Source organism: Streptomyces sp. NPDC060209 (genome assembly GCF_042728155.1).
GTDB lineage: Bacteria > Actinomycetota > Actinomycetes > Streptomycetales > Streptomycetaceae > Streptomyces.
Genome location: NZ_JBHWZS010000018.1, coordinates 13090 through 31984 on the forward strand (window position 1 = coordinate 13090; position 18895 = coordinate 31984).

Here is an 18895-nt window from a genome sequence, read left to right on the forward strand (position 1 = left end):
GCGTCGTACTCGGCACCGGAACAGATGGCCGAGCGCTCGCCGTCCCGGCCGCACCAGCGGTGGACGAGTCCGATTCAGGCGCCTCGCCAGGTGGGTGCGTTTTCGGTGATGATGCGGCGGTGCTGCATGAGCCGGTAGAGGGTGCGGTCGAGTTGGCTGCCCACGTCACACTTCGCGGTGAACATGGGCGGTTACGAGATCTGCCGCGGCACCACGGGCGCGTTGTCGAGAAGGAGATACAGGGTGCCGTCGATCGGGCAGTGAAGTCCGACCGAAAGGCGTCGGACCTGGTCGCCAGCTCCGAGACCGTACGCGAACGCCACCTGGAAGACGTCGTGTCCGTCGGGACATACGGGATCGGGCCGCGCGACCGCCGGCGCGAGCGCAAAGGGCAGGTCGCTGGAGTACAGAGCCCCGTCCTCTGTCCCGAGGGGCACGCAGCAGCCCTCGCAGAAGCACTCGTTGCCGACTACTTCGAAGGTGTCGGCATCGCACATACGGCAGACGACGGGTGCAGTGATGAGTCGCTCATCCGGCTCACACCGGACGGCTCCGCCCACCAGCGAAAGCAAGGCGCTGCTTTCCAACACCGCATCCCCCCACCGCCTCTGAGCCTCACGGTTCTTCGCCACCCGCGACAGACATCCTCGCACGCGTCGCGGCAACGCCCCTGCACCTGTGGTGCACGTGGGCATTCGCCGCTTCGCCGTGCGTTCAATCGAGGTCAGGGGCTCGCCAGGTGCGTGTGTCTTCTGTGGCCCACTACGGCGACGCCCCCGCATCGCTCGCAAGGACATTGAGCCTTCCGTCCGGCTCGGCGAGCCACCGCTGGGTCGTTCCCGAAGTGCCTTCGCGTGCATGAAGACATGAAAGGTCCCCCGCGACTGTCGCCTGAAGGGCGACGGTGTCCACCACGCGATGCTCGGCATCGCCTGTCTGCACAACCTTGCGCGCAGCGCGTGACCACACTCGAACGAAGCCCTATCTGTTCAAGATTCGACAGGCAGGAGTTGGACCAGGCCCACCCAGTTGCCCTCGTCCACCGTGGTGTGGGTGGCACGGACCCTCCAGCGGCCGACGGGCAGCGGGACCGATGCCTGGGCGGGCATCCCGCCGCCGGGATACTCGATGTCCAGCTCGGAGCCTGATTCGGCGGAGTCCATGAGCGTCGCTGGACCGTCCGACACCCACGTACCGCACTCCTCCCACGGAGTTACCGGGTCTGCGAGGACAGCCCCTGCCGCAGCCCTCAGCTCGGCCTCGGAGTCGGCGGCAAGCCACCGCAGGAAGGCTCGGTGCTCGGGTAGATAGCAGCTGGTGGCCGGCTCGTCCGCCAGCACCAGTGCCTGCGCTCCGTTCTCGCCGACGGCAATCACACCGGCCAGGTCATCTACTCCGCAGGCACGGTCGTAGTCGTCTGCAGTAGTGGCGTCTCCCACCATGACCCCGGTCTCCGTACACCCACGCCATGCAGCCAACGCCGATACAGGGATGACGATCAAAGGCCCACCCATCGACTCCACCCAGACGGGGGAGGTGTGGGACGCATCGGCTGCGGTGGACGAAGAGACGCTCATGCCGTCAGTGTGCCCGCACCCACTGACAACGCCCGCGGTGGCCCAGTAGCGTCCAGGGCCTGCGGCGCCCCGTAGTTGCGGGACAGTCCTTGGCCGGAGAGCTGCGTCGGCGAGAGCCGGCCTGCACCGATCCCCGGCACAGCGGATACGACTTCGCCACCCGGCCGAGAGGGTGCTCCGGGCTCAGGCAGGGTATGTGCTCGGTGCGGAGGCCCTGAGCAGGGTCTGCTGAACGAACCGCGAATGCCGGTGCTACGTCGGATTTTCGACCCGCCCCACTCATCGAGGAGTCAGCAAGTGGAGTCAGACGAGGGTGTGGGTTCCGGCGATCACCAGGCACAGGTGATCGTGGTGGGCGCGGGGCCCGCGGGTTCGGCTGCGGCGCTGCACCTGGCGAGGGCCGGCGTGGACGTACTGCTGCTCGAGAAGGGAACCTTCCCCCGGGACAAGGTGTGCGGGGACGGCCTCACCCCGCGAGGCGTACAGCAGTTGGTGCGCATGGGGGTGGACATCGACGCTCCGGGCTGGATGCGCACCAAGGGCATGCGGTGGGTATGCGGGGGGCGCCAGGTGCACATCGACTGGCCTCGCTCGGGCAGCCACCCGGACTTCGGCCTCACCCGGTCCCGGCACGACTTCGACGACATCCTGGTCCGACAGGCCGTGGCCGCCGGTGCGCGGTTGTGCCTGGAGACGAAGGCAACGGGCCCCCTGACCAACCGTGCAGGACGCATCGTCGGCGTGAGCGCCGTCGCGGGAGCCGACAAGCAGCCGAGGACCTACCATGCCCCCGTGGTGATCGCCGCCGACGGTGCCTCTGCCCGAACCGCGCTTGCCATGGGGCTGGAGCGGGATCCGGGCAAGCCGATGGCCACGGCCGCTCGCCGCTATTACCGCAGCGAGGCCCGCACCCATGACCCTTACCTTGAGCTCTGGGCCGATCTGCGATGTTCCCGTACCGGCCGTGATCTGCCGGGATACGGATGGATCTTTCCGCTCGGTGACGGTCGCGTGAATGTCGGCCTGGGGGCCCTGCCCCACCGGGGTCACGGGACCGTCGATCTGCGGGCCACCATGGACCGGTGGCTCACCAGGGTGCCTCCGCACTGGGAACTGCAGGAGCAGAACGCCGACTCGCCGCTGCGGAGCGCCGCGCTGCCCATGGGTTTCAACCGCAGGCCGCAGTACGGCCGCGGTCTCCTCCTGGTCGGTGACAGCGGCGGCATGGTCAGTCCATGGAGCGGTGAAGGCATCGTTCAGGCCATGGAGGCGGGTGAGGTGGCCGCCGAGACAGTCGCTCTCGCCCTGCACCGCCCCGAAGGCCCCGGGCGGGAGCAGGCTCTGCATCAGTACGCGAGCGAAGTGAACCGCCGCTGGGGGCGTTATTACCGGCTCGGCAACACCGTTGCCGAGCTGGTGTTCGCCCGCTACGGCTATCGGCCGCTCCTCAACAGCCGTGTCATGGCCTCGCCCGCCCTGGTGCGCACTCTCGCCCGATTGCTGACGCACGGAAGCGACGCACCCTCCGACGACCTCATCGATACCGTGGTCCGGAGTGTCGTACGGATGGTTCCCGCGTCGAGCCGGCGCGCACGGGGCCTGGAGACTCGTAGTCGGTAACCCGAACGGATCTGTTCCTTCGCGGTGTTGCGGCCCGGAGGGCACCGGCGCTGCGACTGCGATTGTTCGCGGGCCCGGTGTCGGTGGGGCGGCTGCGGGAGCCTGCACCACTTTTTCGCTCGGGGCGGGGAACGCCTGGTGTTCAACCGGAGCAAGACGCCGTTGCGGGCTCAAGGGGAGGGGCAGCCACCGGCGAGCCGGGCTATGAGGACGCGCACGCCTGCACCCTGTCGAGAAGGCCCTCTCAGTCCGCCGCCCATTCTGAGTGGAACAGACCGATACCGACGGTGACGCACAAGCCCTGGATGGTCCGGAAGCGCACCACGACGAGTACTTCGGACCAGCCTTTGAGTTCGAAGTGATGAGGCCGCCCCGCCTTCGCCGTCGGGCTGTTGGAACGAGGAGCTTCAGGACTTCCGGCGAGCCGTCCGTCCCGGCGTTGCCCACGCCGGACGAGTCCACCGGGTTGGCGGTGGCTTCAACCGTTCGCCTTGATGGTCTTCATGGTGAGGTGGGATTCGAGACGCAGGACGGCGGGCAGGCCGGAGAGCTTGCCGGTGATGAAGGCTTCGTAGGCTGCGTGGTCAGCTACCGCGACCCTGAGGAAGTAGTCGGGGCGTCCGTACATGCGCCGGCACTCGACGACCTCGTCGTAGGCGGCCACGGTGGACTCGAAGGACTCGAAGCTCTTGCGGTCCTGGGCGTAGATCTCCACGTCCACGAGGACCTCCAGCTCGCGTCCCAGGGCGGCGGGGTCGATGGCTGCCTTGTAGCCGGTGATGACGCCGCTCTCCTCCAGACGTTTGACCCGGCGCAGACACGGGGGCGGGGTCAGGCCGACCCGCTTGGCCAACTCGACGTTGGACAGTCGACCGTCCGCCTGTAGATGAAACAAAATGTCTCGGTCGATCGCATCCAGGTTACTTTCATTGCTCATAGAGAGATCATACGGGAACAATCAGCAATCAAATTAGGCGGGATTCTTACTAAAATTGCGACATGGAAATGAGTCCCGTCATTGCCGGCCGGCGTCGGCCAGTGTCCGATCCTCCGCCGCGGAAGCGGTCCGAGGCGCGGGCAGCTCTCAGCGACTGCGCGTCCGTGGGCCTGGGAATGGTTCCGCTCGGTCTCGCCTTCGGGGCGCTCGTCGTCCAGTCCGGGCTCGATTGGTGGTGGGCGGCGCTGTCCGCCGCACTCGTCTACGGCGGCTCGTTCGAGTTCCTGCTCATCGGCATGGTCGTCGCCGTGGCCTCGCCGGCGTCCATAGCCGTGGCGGCATTCCTGGTGAACGCCAGGCACGTCTTCTACGCGCTCTCCTTCCCCCTGGAGCGCGTACGGGGCCGCCTCGCCAAGACGTACAGCACCTTCGCGCTCACCGACGAGGCGTACGCCCTGACCGGCACCGAGCGGTCCCGGACCTGGTCCGGCCCGCGCATCCTGTGGCTCCAGTTCTTCATGCACGTGTACTGGGCCGGCAGCGCCACCGCCGGTGCTCTGCTCGGCTCCCTCATCCCGGACGGCGTCACCGGCCTGGACTTCGCCCTGACCGCCCTGTTCACCGTCCTCGCCCTCGACGCCATCCGCGACCTGCGCGGCGACCTGCCCACCCCCGTGCTCGCTCTCCTCAGTGCCGTGGCCGCCCGGCTGCTCTTCCCGGAGCAGATGCTCCTGGCCGCCTTCGCCTTGTTCACCGCCGGGCTTCTGGCCCGTCGCGTCGCCACCGGCAGGAGGCCCACCCGTGCCTGACACCGGCTACGCCATCGCCGCGATCCTCGTCGCCGCCGCCGTCACCTGGGCCCTGCGCGCCCTGCCCTTCGCCGCCCTCGCCCCACTGCGGGCGAGCAGCACCGTGCAGTACCTCAGCACCCGCATGCCCGTCGGCGTCATGGTGATCCTGGTCGTCTACTGCCTGCACGACATACCCGTAACCCGGTCAAGTGCCCTCGCCCCTGCGGCAGCTCTGGCCGCCACCATCGGCCTGCACCTCTGGCGCCGCAGCGCGCTGCTGAGCATCCTCGGCGGCACCGCGGTCCACGTGATCCTCGCCAGCACCGTCTTCGCTGGCTGAGATCCATGCCGGACCCGGTCGTCAGCGCGGCCGGGGGAGTTCGGCACGCCGCACCGCGTCGGAGGCCAGGGCCACGGCCACACCCAGGCCGGCGAAGGCGCCGCAGCCGACGAACACCGAGGTGCTGCCCCAGGCCCCGATGGCAGCGCCGACCAGCGGGTAGCTGAGAGGAGCGAGACCGACCAGGGCCAGCATGGCGACGGAGGTGACCCGGCCGAGGTAGGAGGGATCTGTGGCGGTCTGTATGAGGGCGTTGTTCAGGCTGCCGAAGACGCCCGCGCACAGACCGGTGACCGCGGCCAGGACCACGGCGATCCAAAGAGCCGGCACCAGCCCGATGGTGGCCGCTCCCGCACCGCCCACGAGTAGCGTTCCGGTCAGCACCAGACCGGCACGGGGCAGCCAACCCGCGATCGCGAGCAGTGCGGCGCTGGCCGCAGCCCCCGCACCGAAGCCGCTGACGATCCAGCCGTAGCCGGAAGGCCCCCAGCCGCGCTCCGCGTTGAGGAGCACCATGCCGACGTTGAGGGTGCCGACGAGGCCGAGCTCGTAGACGGCGCCGGCGGCGACGAGCGGGCCGACGAGGCGATGGCGGCGGATATAGCGCAGTCCGTCGAGCAAGTCCGCGCGCGCTGTGCCGAGTTCCGGCTGCTTCGCGTCGGGCACCCCGAGGGGTCGTATTCGCATCGTCAGCAGGAAGGGCAGGGAAAGCGCGAAGAGCAGGCCGGCGACGGCGAAAGTGGCCGCCGTGCCTCCCAGTCCCATCGCCAGGCCGCCGATCGGCGGTCCGGCGATCTGGCTCAGGCGCATCGACAGGGAGCGCATGCCCGTGACACGGGCCAGCTGGTCGGGGCTGGTGATCCGCGGCGGAAGCGCCCCGATCGCGGGTACGAACAGCGCGTCCACGGCGCCGAAGACGAGAGCCACCGCGACCAGGATCCACAGGGCCGGTGAGGTCAGCGCGATGCCGGCGGCCACAGCCAGTATGAGAAGACAGCGCAGCGCGTCGCTGGCGAGAATCACCCGGCGAGGGTCGAACCGGTCGGCCACCACGCCCCCGACGAGCATGAGTAACGCGCGTGGCAGCGCCCCGACGGCCATGACAAGGCCGACTTCGGCAGGGCCGGCCGCCTTCTGGGCCGACCAGCCGAGGGCGACGAAGTACACGCTGTCGCCGACGAGGGAGGCGGTGTACGCGGTGAGCCACCGCAGTACGTTGCCGTCGCGGTAGGCCGGTGTGGTGGGGTGTTCGGACAGGGCCGGATCCGTGGTCGTCATGGTGGGCTCCTGCGGAGTCATGGGCCAGGCGTGTCAGGGCCGGAACGGGAAGCTGTAGAGGTGCACCGACACGTGCTCGCGGTCCTCTGCGGTACCTGTCTCCTTGGCGGCCTTGCCGCGTTCCCGCCAGCGCTGGGCCACTGCCTGGAGTTCGTCGCTCATCTCGGCGAGCTCGGCGGGGGTGAGGTCCAGCAGCCACTCCGAGCTGAACGCGGCGTCGGTCCACGCCTTGCCCCACGCGCCCGTCTCGTCCAGGTAGGCGCGGTACTGCGAGACGCGGGTGTCGAAGATTCCACGGGTCACCGCGCCGACGACGGCGGTGCCCTCGGGCGTGTCCGCGAAGTCCGAGCTGCGGAAGCCCCAGCCCTCCTCGGACGCCACCTGCCACCACCGCTCCCGGCCGTCGGTGCTCTGTCCGCTCGCCTCGCTCACGAAACCGTGCTCGGCCAGCTTGCGCAGGTGGTAACTGACCAGCGACGGTGCCTGGTCGACCTGCTCGGCGAGCTGCGAGGCGGTCGCCGTGCCCGCTGCGTACAGCAGCCGGTAGAGCTGCATCCGCAGGGGGTTGGTGAATGCCTTCAGCCGGGACAGGTCGGTGATCTGCTCGGGCTCGTGCTTCGGTCGCATGCGCCCAGCCTAGATGTGAAGGAATAATTGCGCAATTATTCTTTCATGATTGCCCGAGGGCGGCCTCCCTGCTCCATTACCTGGGAAGCCGGATGCCGAACACATCGTCGACGCCGGTCCGGGCGGGATGGTTGCTGTCGGCGACGGTCTGTGCGAGTCCCGTGCGACTCCGATGGCGGTCGCGAGGTCCTGGACCGTTCGGCCGGTGCGCAGGTGGCCGGAGCTGAGGTGTCGCCGCAGGAAAACGCGCGGTGTGTGCGGGTGGATCAAGCCGAGGCCGTTATGCGGTCAGGGCCCGGGAGTCCGTCACGAGCCGAGCTGCCGTCGGTGCGGAGTCCGGTGGTCGAGCCGCCCCGACGAGGACCTGGCCGCCCTGGGCAGGTGCGCCGCTGCGCGCGGCCCGGTCACCTCCGCTGCTCCGAGGGGCGTGGCTCGTTGTGGGAGGCGGTCATGTCGAGCAGGAGCATGGCGTCGTGGTCCGGAGTGCCGGGCTCGGCCGTGTATACGCCCATGCGCTGGCCGGGCGTGCCTTCGAGTTCCATTCCCTGGAAGCCGAGGGTGATCTTGCCGACTTGCGGATGCTGGAAGGTCTTGGTGGCGTATTTGCGGCCGGTGACCTCGTAACGCTCCCACAGGCCCGCGAAGGCGGGGCTCTTGAGTAGCAACTCGCCTACGAGCTGGGCGAGGTCGGGAGCGTCGGGGTCGGTACCGGCCAGGGCGCGGAGCCGGGCGACGCAGCCGCGGATCTGGTTGTCCCAGTCGGTGAAGACCTCGCGGGCGGCGGGGTGGAGGAAGAGGTAGCGGGCGAGATTGCGCTGCCGGGCAGGCCACTCGTCGATTCCGGCGTACAGGGCGAGGCCGCCGGGGTTGTGGGCGAGGATCTCCATGCTGCGGCTGACGACGTAGGCGGGGTTGGGCCGCACCGTCTCCAGCAGTAGTTTCAGCTGGGGGCGCACCGTACGGCTCGGAACGGGTGCGGGCTGGGTCGCGTAGCGGGCAGCGAGGTCACGCAGGTGCTGGTGCTCGGCGTCGTCGAGCTGGAGGGCACGGGCGAGGGCGTCGACCACGGCGGGACTGGGCCGGGTCTCCTTGCCGCGTTCCATGCGGGTGTAGTAGTCGATGCTGACCCCGGCGAGGGTGGCCAGCTCCTCGCGGCGCAGGCCCGGTGTGCGGCGAATGCCGGGCCCGGGGGTCAGGCCGGCGCTCTGGGGGCTGGTCTGAATGCGGCGCGCGCGCAGGAAGCGCCCCAGTTCGTCGCCGCTGCCGTGCTGCTCAGGTGCCATGACACCAGTGTCTCCCCACGACCACCGTGACACGCCCGGACAGGGGGGCCCTGTCACACCCCCGCTGGCCGGCCCCCCGCACACCTCGGCCTGGCTGTCGTCGGCATACGGCGGCAGGCTGGAAGACGTCGCAGCGTGTCCACATGGAGCACCGGCCGTGAATCGCTGCTCCCCGGTGGGTACCGATGCGCAGCTCTGACCGCCCATGGCACGCCGGGTGCCCGACGAACGACGAGAGGTGACGAGCGATGCAGCACATCAAGCTGGGCGACCTGCGGGTTTCCCGGATCGGCCTGGGGACCATGGGCATGTCCCACGGATACACCGACTCCGGAACCGACGAGGCGGAGTCCGTCCGCACCCTGCACCGCGCCCTTGAGCTGGGCGTCACCTTGATCGACACAGCCGAGATCTACGGCCCCTACGCCAATGAGGAACTCGTGGGCCGGGCCCTGAAGGGCCGCCGCGACCAGGTGGTGCTGGCGACGAAGTTCGGCATGGTCGCCCACTCGGGGCCGGGCCCCTGGAACCTGGATTCGAGCCCGGCCAACATCCGCACCGCCGTCGAAGGCTCGCTCGAACGGCTGGGCACCGACTACATCGACCTCTACTACCAGCACCGCGTCGACCCGGACACACCGATCGAGGAGACCGCCGGGGCTGTGGCCGAGCTGATCACCCAGGGCAAGGTCCGCGCCTTCGGCCTCTCGGAGGCCGGGCCGGACACCATCCGCCGCGCCCACGCCGTCCACCCCGTCGCCGCTGTGCAGTCCGAGTACTCGCTGTGGACCCGTGGGCTGGAGGAGCGGGTCCTGCCGGTCCTGCGTGACCTGAACATCGGCCTGGCGCCCTTCTCCCCGCTCGGGCACGGCTTCCTGACCGGCACGATCCGCTCCACCGAGGACTTCGCCGAAGGCGACTTCCGGCACGGCAATCCGCGCTTCTCTGGCGAGAACTTCCGGCGCAACCTGCGCATCGCCGACGAGGTCCAGGCCGTCGCCGAAGAAGCCGATGTGACCGCGGCGCAGGTCGCGCTGGCGTGGCTGCTCGCCCAGGGCGACGACATCGCGCCCATCCCCGGCACCAAACGTGTCCACAGGGTCGAGGAGAACACCGCGGCCGACCGTGTCCGGCTGACCACCGAGCAGATCGACAAGCTCAGCAGCCTGCCCGCGGCCGCCGGCGAGACCCACCCGGAGGGCGCCCGGCAGATGCTCGAACGCTGACACCCGACCCACGCACGCACGAGCGTAAGGAACCCTCATGCAGACCGTCACCCTGAACAACGGCGTCGAGATGCCGATCCTCGGCTTCGGCGTCTACCAGATCCCGCCCGAGCAGACCGAGCAGGCAGTCATCGACGCCCTCGCAGCCGGATACCGGTCCCTCGACACCGCGGCCGCCTACGGCAACGAGGAGGCAGTGGGCCGCGCGATCAGGACCAGCGGCATCCCGCGCCAGGACCTTTTCGTCACCACCAAGCTGTGGATCTCCGACGCGGGCGAGGACAAGGCCAGGCGCGCCTTCGACACCTCACTGCGCAAGCTCGGCCTGGACTCTCTCGACCTGTACCTGATCCACCAGCCCTACGGCGACGTCTACGGCTCCTGGCGGGCCATGGAGAGCCTGCACCGCGAGGGCCTCGTACGGGCCATCGGCGTCTCGAATTTCCACACCGACCGGCTGGTGGACCTGATCGACCACAACGAGGTCACGCCGGCTGTCAACCAGATCGAGACCCACCCCTTCCACCAGCGCACGGCCGATCAGGAACTCATGCGCGAACGCGGGGTCCAGATCGAGTCCTGGGGCCCCTTCGCCGAGGGCCGGAACAACCTCTTCACGCACCCGGTGCTCACGGGCATCGCCGCCGCGCACGGCAAGTCCGTGGCCCAGGTCGTCCTGCGCTGGCTCATCCAGCGGAACGTCGTCGTGATCCCCAAGTCGGTTCGCGCCGAGCGCATGGCGGAGAACTTCCAGGTCTTCGACTTCGAGCTCACCGACGACCAGATGGCGGCCGTCGTCGCCCTGGACACCGGCGCGTCGCAGTTCTTCGACCACCGCGACCCGGCCATTGTCAGCCGACTCGGCAACGTCACCCTGAACGCCTGAACGCCTGAACGCCCGCCCCCGTGAAGCCCGCCGTCGCATCACCGGCGACGCGCATCGCCCCGCGATCCCGCCCCCCGCTCGGAAGGAAAGACCATGAAGACCTGGAACGGCTCGGATCTGGAGCAGATCGGCGCAGCCGAGGAACTGGACCTGCAGTCCGAACGCGGCGACGGCAGCCTGCGCGATCCGGTGACCATGTGGGTGGTGCGCGCCGGCGACCAGATCTACGTCCGCTCGGTCAAGGGCCCCGACGGCCCTTGGTACCGGGGGACGCAGTCCCGCCACCAGGGCCGCATCGAAGCCGGCGGTGTGCGGCAGGAGGTGGCCTTCCGTGAGGCGGATCCCAGCGCGTACACGGGTGTGGACGCCGCCTACCGCGACAAGTACGCGCGCTACCCCGGCATCGTCGAGCACGTCCTGACCGACCGGGCCCGCGCCTCCACCCTCCGCCTGGAACCACGCTGAGGCACGGCACCGCACACCGCTCACGCCGCTGACGCGGCACCTGCCAACCCCCTTCCCATTTCGAGGAGTTCCGCTCATGCGAGCCACCCTGTTGTACGCGGCCGACGACGTACGCGTCGAGAACGTCGCCGACCCGAAGATCCAGAACCCCACCGACGCGGTCGTGCGGATCGTGCTGTCCTGCATCTGCGGCAGCGATCTGTGGCCCTACAAGTCGCTGCCGCCCACCGACCGGCCCCGCCACATGGGACACGAGTTCCTCGGGGTCGTCGAGGAGACCGGATCCGAGGTGCGGCGGTTCAAGCGCGGCGACGTCGTCGTGGTTCCGTTCGTCTACTCCGACAACACCTGTGCGTACTGCCGCGAAGGGCTGCAGACCTCCTGCGTGCACGGCGGGTCGTGGGGCGTGAACGGAGTCGACGGCGGCCAGGGACAGGCCGCCCGGATCCCGTACGCCGACGGGACCCTGGTCGGCCTGCCGGTGGGGGAGGACTCCGAACTGCTGCCGGATCTGCTGACCCTCTCCGACATCCTGTGCACCGGCTACCACGCGGCCCGCACCGCCGGCGTCGGACGCGGCGACAGCGTCACCGTCGTCGGTGACGGCGCCGTGGGCCTGGCAGCCGTGATCTCCGCCCGGCTGCTGGGCGCCGACCGGATCATCCTGATGGGCCGGCACACGAAGCGCACCGACCTGGGCCGCGACTTCGGCGCCACCGACGTGGTGGCCGAACGGGGTGACGAAGGCATCGCCCGGGTCCGTGACCTGACAGGCGGTGAGGGCACCCGCAAGGTCCTCGAGTGCGTAGGCCTCCAGGACGCGCTCGTGCAGAGCTTCGGCGTGGTCCGCGCCGGCGGCACGATCAGCCGCGTCGGGGCACCCCAGTTCACCGACGTGCCCTTCGGCTTCGGTGACTTCATGCGAAACATCACTCTCACCGGCGGCGTCGCTCCCGCCCGCGCCTACATCGAGGAGCTGATGCCCCACGTCCTCGACGGCTCGATCAGGCCCGGCCGCGTCTTCGACCGCACGCTCGGCCTGGAGGACATCGCCGAAGGCTACCGGGCGATGAACGACCGTGAGGCCCTGAAAGTCCTGATCACGCCATGACGGGACGGCGCCCGCAGCAAGGCACTGGTCGGTTCGCACCCGGACCGGGACACGAAAGCATCAGGAGACTCCGGAAATGAGCGAAAAAGCCGAGTGGGCCAAGGAAGTAGCCGTCGTCATCGGCTCCGGGAGCATCGGCCTGGCGATCGCACGCCGCATCGGCGCCGGCCGCAAGGTGCTGCTCGCCGACCACCGTGACGAGGCAGCTACGGCTGCCGCCGACCGCTTGCGCGGCGAGGGCCACGATGTGGTCACCCGAGTGACCGACGTCTCCGACCACGGCGCCGTCGAGGCACTGGCCGAAGCGGCCGCCGTCCTGGGCCCCGTCGCCCAGGTCGTGCACACCGCGGGCGTCTCACCCACCCAGGCCCCCGTCGAACGCATTCTGCACGTCGACCTCGTCGGGACCGCGATGGTCCTCGACGCCTTCGCGCGCGTCGTCGCCCCGGGCGGGGCCGGCCTGGTCATCGCCAGCATGGCCGGGCACCGGGAGAGCCATTGGGCCCCGGAGATCGAGCACGCGCTCGCCACGGCCGAGACCGCGGAGCTGCTGGCGCTGCCGTTCCTCCAGCCCGGCCGGATCGGCTCCACCGTCCATGCCTACGCTCTGTCCAAGCGGGCCAACTCACTGCGGGTACAGACGGCCGCCGCCGCGTGGGGAAAGCGAGGTGCCCGCCTCAACGCGGTCAGCCCCGGCGTGATCATCACACCGCTTGCCCAGGACGAGCTGTCCGGGCCCCGTCGCGAATGGTTCGACCACGTGCGCGAGGTGTCGGCGGCCGGACGGTTCGGCACGCCCGACGAGGTCGCCGAAGCGGCCGCCTTCCTCCTCGGCCGCCAGGCCGGCTTCATCACGGGTGCCGACCTCCTCATGGACGGTGGGGTCACCTCGGCCCTGCGCACAGGCGAACTGACCACCCCCTGACCGAGGCCGCCCTCACTCCGCCGGAGTGGCCGAGAGGTGCTGGTCCGCGGCCCAGGAGGCGAGGATGCGCAGCCCGTCGTGGGTGGGGGAGCCGACCTCGGCGGTCCAGACGACCAGTTGCTGGTCGGGGTCGGTGCTGGCGGTCAGGGTGTCCCAGTCCAGGGAGAGCTCACCGGCGACCGGGTGGTGGAGGACCTTCGTGCCGACACTCAGGGTGGCGACGTGATGCGCGGCCCACCACTGTCGGAAGTCCGGGTCCTGGACCGACAGCTCACCGACCAGGGCGGTCAACCGGGGGTCGTCCGGGTACTTGGCCGCCTCCATGCGCAATTGCGCGACGCTGGTGCGGGCGACGCTTTTCCAATCGGCGTACAGCGTGCGCATCGCGGGGTCGGTGAACAGAATGCGCACGTAATTGCGGTGCTTCTCCGGGACGGCGGAGAAATCGGTGACCAGAGCTGCCGCGAGCGGATTCCATGCGATGACGTCCATCCGGCGGCCCATTACGACGGCGGGCGTGGCGGTGAGGTCGTCCAGGACCCTGCGCAATTGCGGCTGTACCTTCTGACGGGCGCGGCGACGGGGCTTGGCGGTTTCCTTCCCGGCCAGGCCGAACAGATAGCGCCGCTGGTCGTCGTCCAGGTGCAGCGCCTGGGCGACCGCGTCCAGGACGGGTGCCGAGGCAGGCATGCGGCCCTGCTCAAGCCTGGTGTAGTAGTCCGTCGAAATCGCCGAGAGCTGGGCCACCTCTTCCCTGCGCAGCCCGGTCACCCGGCGGTGACCGGCGCTGTCGGGCAGGCCCACGGTTCGAGGGCTGAGCTCGGCCCGGCGCGCTTTGAGGAACTCGCCCAGCTCGTTGAGATGCGGTGTCGGACTCATGCCACCAGTGTGACAGCGGGCGAGCCTCGCGTGAGGGGGAGGAATCTCTCCCAGGATGTTTTCATCCCAGGATAAAACTCTCCTCTGCACTGTCGCGCGCCTGGGTGCAACCATGGGGAGCAGACCACGAAAAGGGTCAGGAATTCGGTCGACGAGCCGATGGATGTAACTGGAGGAAATTGGCGTGGCGGAAAAAGAATCCCCCGCACGGCAGGCGCTGGGCGATGTGGCACCGAAGATGGTCGAACTGACCGATCAGGTTCTCTTCGGGGATGTGTGGAACCGTCCGGGGCTCTCCCCGCGGGATCGCAGCCTGGTCACGGTGACCGCGCTCGCCGCGCTGTACCGGGGCGAGCAGCTCACCTTCCACCTGCGGCTGGCCATGGACAACGGACTGGGACGTGACGAGCTGGCCGAGGCGCTGACCCACCTGGCCTTCTATGCCGGCTGGCCCAACGCGATGGATGCCCTGGGCCGCCTCAAGCAGATCACCGACGCGACCGGGCGCTGAGCCGGACCCCGGACGGACACGCGCCTGTACACGGCGCACCCTTTGGCCCGAGACGAGAGGAACAGCGCGACATGGAGTTCGTAAAGCAGCAGGCCACGGCGAAGGGACCGGAGGACTGGTTCACCGGAGACGTGTGGTTCGACGCCCTATACGCCGGCAGCGAGCCGTCCAGGATGCGCGCCAACATGGTCCGCTTCTCCCCGGGCGCCCACACCGCATGGCATCACCACGCCGTCGGCCAGACCCTCCACATCGTCGCCGGGACTGCCCTGATCGGTACCCGTGACGGCACCGTCCTCGAAGCCCACCCCGGCGAGACGGTCACCTGCCCGCCCGGCGAGGAGCACTGGCACGGCGCCACCGAGGACCGCTTCATGGAGCACCTGGCGCTGTGGGAAGCCCCGGCTCCCGGCGACGACCGACCCGAGACCAGCTGGCTGGAGAAGGTCACCGAAGAGCAGTACGCCGGCCCGCGCACCCGCAGCCGCTGAACCCCGCACGCGAAGGGAGACCCCCGTTCATGCCTGCCACGATGACCGCCTTGTTCGGCGGCACCGGCCCTGACTGGACACCGCGCCAGGTCCCTGTGCCCGAACCGGGCCCCGGACAGGTCGTGGTGCGTGCCCGTGCGGTGGCCCTCAACAACGCGGACGCCGCGATGCTCGCCGCCGCCGACCCCACGGCCGGCGGCACGGGCGAGGAGTACCAGGCCGGCTTCGAGTTCGCCGGTGAGATCACCGCCGTCGGCGAAGGGGCCGACATGCCGGCCGTCGGCAGCCGGGTGATGGGCACGACACCTGGCAGCTTCGCCCAGTACGTGCGGGCCGACCGCCGGCACGTCCTGCCCGTCCCCGACGAACTGGGCCACGAGGAAGCATGCGCCCTGCCGACCGGACTGCTCACCGAGCACGGCGCCCTCGCCGTGGCCGGCTTCCAGGCCGGGCAGTCGGTGCTGATCACCGGCGCCACCTCCGGCATCGGCCTGATCGGCGTGCGGATCGCCCGCGCCCTGGACGCGAGCCGGATCATCGCCACCACCCGCGACGCCGCCAAGCGCGACCTCCTCTTGAACGCCGGAGCCGACACCGTCGTCATCACCGGCGAACAGGACATGACTCAGGCGGTGCTCACCGCCACCAGCGGTGCCGGTGTCCACATAGCCCTGGACCATGTCGGCGGCCGGACCTTCGCCGCCTGCCTGCCCGCCACCCGCACCGATGGCGCCGTGGTCAACATCGGCCGCCTCGACCGGGCCGCCTCCACCATCGACCTGGACGCACTGGCCTACCGCCACCTGCGCCTGCACGGAGTGTCCTTCGGTTTCACCCGGGCCGCGGAACTCGGCGACGTCATCGCCGCGGCCGGTGAACGGCTGCTGCACGCGGTCGCCGACGGACGTGTACGGCCCCTGATCGACGCCACCTTCTCCTTCGACACCGCCGCCGAGGCCACCGCACGACTCCGCAGCCACCAGGCCCTCGGAAAAACCGTCCTCAGCGTCCCCTGATTCCGCTACCGAGCAGTTCCCGTACCTGCCGTCCGTGCCCCCCGGCAGGCGGCAGAGCACCAAGAACCACGCAACGAGAAAGCGAGTTGTCCCCATGCGGGCCACCTTCATGTACGAAGCCGGCGACGTCCGTGTCCAGGACGCCCCCGACCCGGTCATCGAGCGGCCGACCGACGCGATCGTGCGCGTCGTTCGCTCCTGCGTGTGCGGCAGCGACCTGCACCCGTTCCACACGCTGAACGCCGCTGACGGACCTGTGCCCATGGGCCACGAGTTCCTCGGCACCGTCGAGGATCTCGGCTCCGAGGTCTCCGGTCTGAAGCGCGGCGACCTGGTGGTGGCACCGTTCGCCTTCGCCGACAACACCTGTGAGTTCTGCCGCGAGGGCCTGCACACCTCCTGCCCGAACGGCGGCTTCTTCGCCGCCGGAGTCGGCGGGGCCCAGGCCGACGCAGTCCGCGTCCCCCAGGCCCAGGGCACCCTGGTCAAGCTCCCCAAGGACGTCGACGCCGCGCTGCTGCCCTCGCTGCTGACCCTGGCGGACGTGTACGGCACCGGCTACCACGCCGCCCACCAGGCACGGGTGCGTCCCGGTGACTCGGTCACCGTCATCGGCGACGGCGCCGTCGGACTGCTCGCCGTCCTTTCTGCCAGGCGACTCGGTGCCGAGCGAATCATCCTGATGGGCCGGCACAAGGCCCGCACCGACCTGGGACGCTTCTTCGGTGCCACCGACGTCATCGCCGAACGCGGGGAAGAGGGGATCGCCAAGGTCCGCGACCTGACCGGCGGCCACGGCACCCGCGCCGTACTCGAAGCCGTCGGGCACATGCCCGCCTACGAGATGGCGCTCGGCGCGGTCCGGCCGGGCGGAGTGATCAGCCGCGTGGGCGTCCCCCAGTACGAGGACGCGCCCGTCGGTTTCGGTAGCCTCTTCGGCCCGAACGTCACCCTGACCGGCGGCCCCGCGCCCGTCCGCGCCTACATCGACGAACTGCTCCCCGCCGTCCTGGACGGCACCGTCGAACCCGGTCGTGTCTTCGATCGCACCGTCACTCTGGAGCAGACCCCCGAGGGCTACCGCGCCATGGACCGCCGCGAAGCTCTCAAGGTCCTCGTCACTCCCTGACGGGAGCCGACCGGCCCGGTGCGGCCGGTGAACCGCACCACCGGGAACCCGTATGCGATGCCGCGTCACCCTGCGGCGCCGTATGCGGGTTTCCCTGCGTCCTGACGATCTCCAGGACGCCGTGTCCCGTGTGCTCGAACAGCGAGCGAGCGCGGCGCATCCGGCCCGGGCACGCGGTACTGCGCGCGCATGGTCCGGGCGGGCCTCACCGGCGCGTTGTAGTTATCACCAAAAAAGATCTTCCCTCTTGCGGGCATCTTCCACTGGACGGGGCGAGCGGTCATAGTGGCGGGCAGTCGACGGAAGTTTAATTCCGTATCGTGGAATATGATTGTCTGGAGAGTGCCTCATGCCGGACGCCAGCCCGTCACTGGCCCGACGTACCGCCCGTTTCCTCCGTACTTCACTGTTCGCGCAAGTTGCTCTCGCCCTCCTGCTGGGGGTAGTCGTCGGTCGGCTGTGGCCTCAACTGGGATCCGCGGTACAGCCGCTCGGGGACGGGTTCGTCCGACTGATCAAAGCCATGATCGCGCCGCTCGTCTTCTGCGTGGTGATCGCGGGCATCGCCAAGGCCGGGGATCTGAAGGCGTTCGGACGCATAGGCCTCAAGGCGCTCATCTGGTTCGAGGTCGCAACGACCCTTGCTCTCGCCGTCGGTCTCCTGGCGGGCAACCTGGTACGGCCGGGCAGCGGAATGAACGTCGACCCGGCATCGCTGGACGCGTCCGCCGTGGATGAGAAGACCGGCGGCGGTTCGTTGCCGTCGACCTCGGAGTTCATCCTTCACTCGCTGCCGGACAGCGCCGTCGGTGCCTTCGCGGAGAACTCCCTGCTCCAAGTGCTCGTACTCGCCTGCCTGGTAGGTGCGGCGCTGCTGCATCTGGGCCAGTCCAGGGTTCCGGCGATCCTCCCCGCCATCGAACAGGCCCAGGAGGTCGTCTTCGCGGTGGTCGGCTTCATCATGAAGCTGGCTCCGCTGGCGGTGTTCGGTGCCACCGCCCATCTGGTGGGGGAGTACGGGCTCGGCGCGCTGTCGACGTACGGCAAGCTCATCGGAGTCTGCTACGCCGTGGCACTCGTGTTCCTCGTCTTCCTCGGACTGGCCCTGAAGGCGTTCACGGGGGTCAGCCTGTGGAAGTTCGTCCGCTACACGCGCGAGGAGATGCTGCTGGCACTGGGCACGGCGTCCAGCGAGGCGGTGATGCCGCGCATGATGCAGAAGCTTCGGCAGGCCGGGTGCCGTGAGGACGCTGTCGGGCTCGTCCTTCCGACAGGGTATTCGTTCAACCTTGACGGCGCGTCGATCTACCTGTCCATCGGCACCCTGTTCATCGCCCAGGCCGTCGGCGTGGACCTGACGCTCGGGCAGCAGATCACCGTCGTCGTCGTGCTGATGCTGACGAGCAAGGGCATGGCCGGCGTGCCCGGTTCGGCCTTCCTCGCCCTCTCCGCCACCGCGTCCGCGCTCGGAGTGATCCCCGCCGGCGCTGTGGCACTCCTTCTCGGGGTGGACCGGATCATGGACACCATGCGTGTGGCGACCAATCTCCTGGGCAACTGTGTCGCCGTCATCGCGGTGTCCAAGTGGGAGGGCGCTCTGGACAAGGCCAGGATGCGCAAGGTGCTCGACGGAGAGATCAGCTTCCAGCCCGAGCCCGAGCCCGAGCCTTCGTCTGAGGTCGGCGGGGTCGGCACCGTGGCCCTGAAGCAACCTACCGGCAGCTGAGGTCCGAGACCCTCGGGGAGGACTCGCACGGGGAACCGCGCAGCCAGGTCAGGCGCACCCGCCTGGCATGAGGCCCC

20 protein-coding genes and 2 pseudogenes are annotated in these 18895 nt (G+C 69.4%); 14 read left to right on the plus strand and 8 right to left on the minus strand.

Annotated elements, in window-relative coordinates:
• Positions 1–191: 191 nt before the first annotated feature.
• Positions 192–632 carry a hypothetical protein gene (locus tag ACFWFI_RS06015; protein WP_387386035.1) on the minus strand — a complete coding sequence of 147 codons (441 nt, stop codon included), beginning with the start codon at positions 630–632 and terminating at the stop codon, positions 192–194.
• A 202-nt stretch (positions 633–834) separates the two neighbouring features.
• Between ACFWFI_RS06015 and ACFWFI_RS06020 the strand changes: the two are divergent.
• A pseudogene (locus tag ACFWFI_RS06020) lies at positions 835–963 on the plus strand (IS5/IS1182 family transposase); the annotation flags it as partial.
• Positions 964–989: 26 nt separating this feature from the next.
• On the opposite strand, the gene ACFWFI_RS06025 reads toward ACFWFI_RS06020, so the two are convergent.
• Entirely contained in the window at positions 990–1577 is a 588-nt protein-coding gene (locus tag ACFWFI_RS06025; RefSeq protein ID WP_387386038.1) for an Imm21 family immunity protein, read from the minus strand.
• Between the two features lie 297 nt (positions 1578–1874).
• On the opposite strand from ACFWFI_RS06025, the gene ACFWFI_RS06030 reads away from it, so the two are divergent.
• A complete protein-coding gene (locus tag ACFWFI_RS06030; RefSeq protein ID WP_387386040.1) occupies positions 1875–3197 on the plus strand; it encodes a geranylgeranyl reductase family protein in 1323 nt (440 codons plus the stop codon).
• Between the two features lie 244 nt (positions 3198–3441).
• Here ACFWFI_RS06030 and ACFWFI_RS06035 read toward each other — a convergent pair.
• Positions 3442–3561, minus strand: a pseudogene (locus tag ACFWFI_RS06035) (phospho-N-acetylmuramoyl-pentapeptide-transferase); the annotation flags it as partial.
• Positions 3562–3675: 114 nt separating this feature from the next.
• Entirely contained in the window at positions 3676–4134 is a 459-nt protein-coding gene (locus tag ACFWFI_RS06040; RefSeq protein ID WP_387386042.1) for an Lrp/AsnC family transcriptional regulator, read from the minus strand.
• Positions 4135–4310: 176 nt separating this feature from the next.
• Between ACFWFI_RS06040 and ACFWFI_RS06045 the strand changes: the two genes are divergently transcribed.
• Entirely contained in the window at positions 4311–4943 is a 633-nt protein-coding gene (locus ACFWFI_RS06045) for an AzlC family ABC transporter permease (RefSeq protein WP_387386045.1), read from the plus strand.
• A complete protein-coding gene (locus tag ACFWFI_RS06050; RefSeq protein WP_387386047.1) occupies positions 4936–5265 on the plus strand; it encodes a branched-chain amino acid transporter permease in 330 nt (109 codons plus the stop codon). Before ACFWFI_RS06045 ends, ACFWFI_RS06050 begins: the two co-directional genes overlap by 8 nt.
• Before the next feature lie 21 nt (positions 5266–5286).
• Here the strand turns inward: ACFWFI_RS06050 and ACFWFI_RS06055 are convergent, their stop codons facing one another.
• The 3 genes from ACFWFI_RS06055 to ACFWFI_RS06065 form a co-directional block, all read right to left on the minus strand.
• Complete coding sequence (locus tag ACFWFI_RS06055; protein ID WP_387386049.1) at positions 5287–6543, minus strand: MFS transporter; 1257 nt, start codon at positions 6541–6543, stop codon at positions 5287–5289.
• A 33-nt stretch (positions 6544–6576) separates the two neighbouring features.
• The gene (locus tag ACFWFI_RS06060; protein ID WP_387386051.1) at positions 6577–7170 is read right to left on the minus strand and encodes an ArsR/SmtB family transcription factor; all 594 of its coding nucleotides are present in this window, start codon (positions 7168–7170) and stop codon (positions 6577–6579) included.
• A gap of 404 nt (positions 7171–7574) precedes the next feature.
• On the minus strand, positions 7575–8453 hold the full coding sequence (locus ACFWFI_RS06065; protein ID WP_387386054.1) for a helix-turn-helix transcriptional regulator: 879 nt from the start codon (positions 8451–8453) through the stop codon (positions 7575–7577).
• A 248-nt stretch (positions 8454–8701) separates the two neighbouring features.
• On the opposite strand from ACFWFI_RS06065, the gene ACFWFI_RS06070 reads away from it, so the two are divergent.
• The 5 genes from ACFWFI_RS06070 to ACFWFI_RS06090 all read left to right on the plus strand — a co-directional run bounded on the left by ACFWFI_RS06070 (position 8702) and on the right by ACFWFI_RS06090 (position 13066).
• Positions 8702–9679 (plus strand): aldo/keto reductase, encoded by a 978-nt coding sequence (locus tag ACFWFI_RS06070; protein ID WP_387386056.1) that lies wholly within the window; start codon positions 8702–8704, stop codon positions 9677–9679.
• Between the two features lie 37 nt (positions 9680–9716).
• Complete coding sequence (locus tag ACFWFI_RS06075) at positions 9717–10565, plus strand: aldo/keto reductase (RefSeq protein WP_387386058.1); 849 nt, start codon at positions 9717–9719, stop codon at positions 10563–10565.
• A 93-nt stretch (positions 10566–10658) separates the two neighbouring features.
• Entirely contained in the window at positions 10659–11030 is a 372-nt protein-coding gene (locus ACFWFI_RS06080; RefSeq protein ID WP_387386060.1) for a DUF2255 family protein, read from the plus strand.
• Between the two features lie 76 nt (positions 11031–11106).
• Positions 11107–12141 carry a zinc-dependent alcohol dehydrogenase family protein gene (locus ACFWFI_RS06085; protein ID WP_387386062.1) on the plus strand — a complete coding sequence of 345 codons (1035 nt, stop codon included), beginning with the start codon at positions 11107–11109 and terminating at the stop codon, positions 12139–12141.
• 76 nt (positions 12142–12217) lie between these two features.
• Positions 12218–13066 (plus strand): SDR family oxidoreductase, encoded by an 849-nt coding sequence (locus tag ACFWFI_RS06090; protein WP_387386065.1) that lies wholly within the window; start codon positions 12218–12220, stop codon positions 13064–13066.
• A gap of 12 nt (positions 13067–13078) precedes the next feature.
• Here ACFWFI_RS06090 and ACFWFI_RS06095 read toward each other — a convergent pair whose 3' ends face one another.
• Positions 13079–13945, minus strand: a complete 867-nt coding sequence (locus ACFWFI_RS06095) for a helix-turn-helix domain-containing protein (RefSeq protein ID WP_387386067.1) — start codon at positions 13943–13945, stop codon at positions 13079–13081.
• A gap of 238 nt (positions 13946–14183) precedes the next feature.
• Between ACFWFI_RS06095 and ACFWFI_RS06100 the strand changes: the two genes are divergently transcribed.
• From ACFWFI_RS06100 to ACFWFI_RS06120, 5 genes are all read left to right on the plus strand, one after another.
• Complete coding sequence (locus tag ACFWFI_RS06100) at positions 14184–14456, plus strand: carboxymuconolactone decarboxylase family protein (RefSeq protein WP_387386134.1); 273 nt, start codon at positions 14184–14186, stop codon at positions 14454–14456.
• A 71-nt stretch (positions 14457–14527) separates the two neighbouring features.
• Positions 14528–14947 carry a (R)-mandelonitrile lyase gene (locus tag ACFWFI_RS06105; protein WP_387386069.1) on the plus strand — a complete coding sequence of 140 codons (420 nt, stop codon included), beginning with the start codon at positions 14528–14530 and terminating at the stop codon, positions 14945–14947.
• 29 nt (positions 14948–14976) lie between these two features.
• Complete coding sequence (locus tag ACFWFI_RS06110) at positions 14977–15963, plus strand: quinone oxidoreductase family protein (RefSeq protein WP_387386071.1); 987 nt, start codon at positions 14977–14979, stop codon at positions 15961–15963.
• 94 nt (positions 15964–16057) lie between these two features.
• Positions 16058–17092, plus strand: coding sequence for an alcohol dehydrogenase catalytic domain-containing protein (locus tag ACFWFI_RS06115; protein WP_387386074.1), 1035 nt, complete (start codon positions 16058–16060; stop codon positions 17090–17092).
• 349 nt (positions 17093–17441) lie between these two features.
• Positions 17442–18818 (plus strand): cation:dicarboxylate symporter family transporter, encoded by a 1377-nt coding sequence (locus ACFWFI_RS06120; protein ID WP_387386076.1) that lies wholly within the window; start codon positions 17442–17444, stop codon positions 18816–18818.
• Positions 18819–18895: the final 77 nt, after the last annotated feature.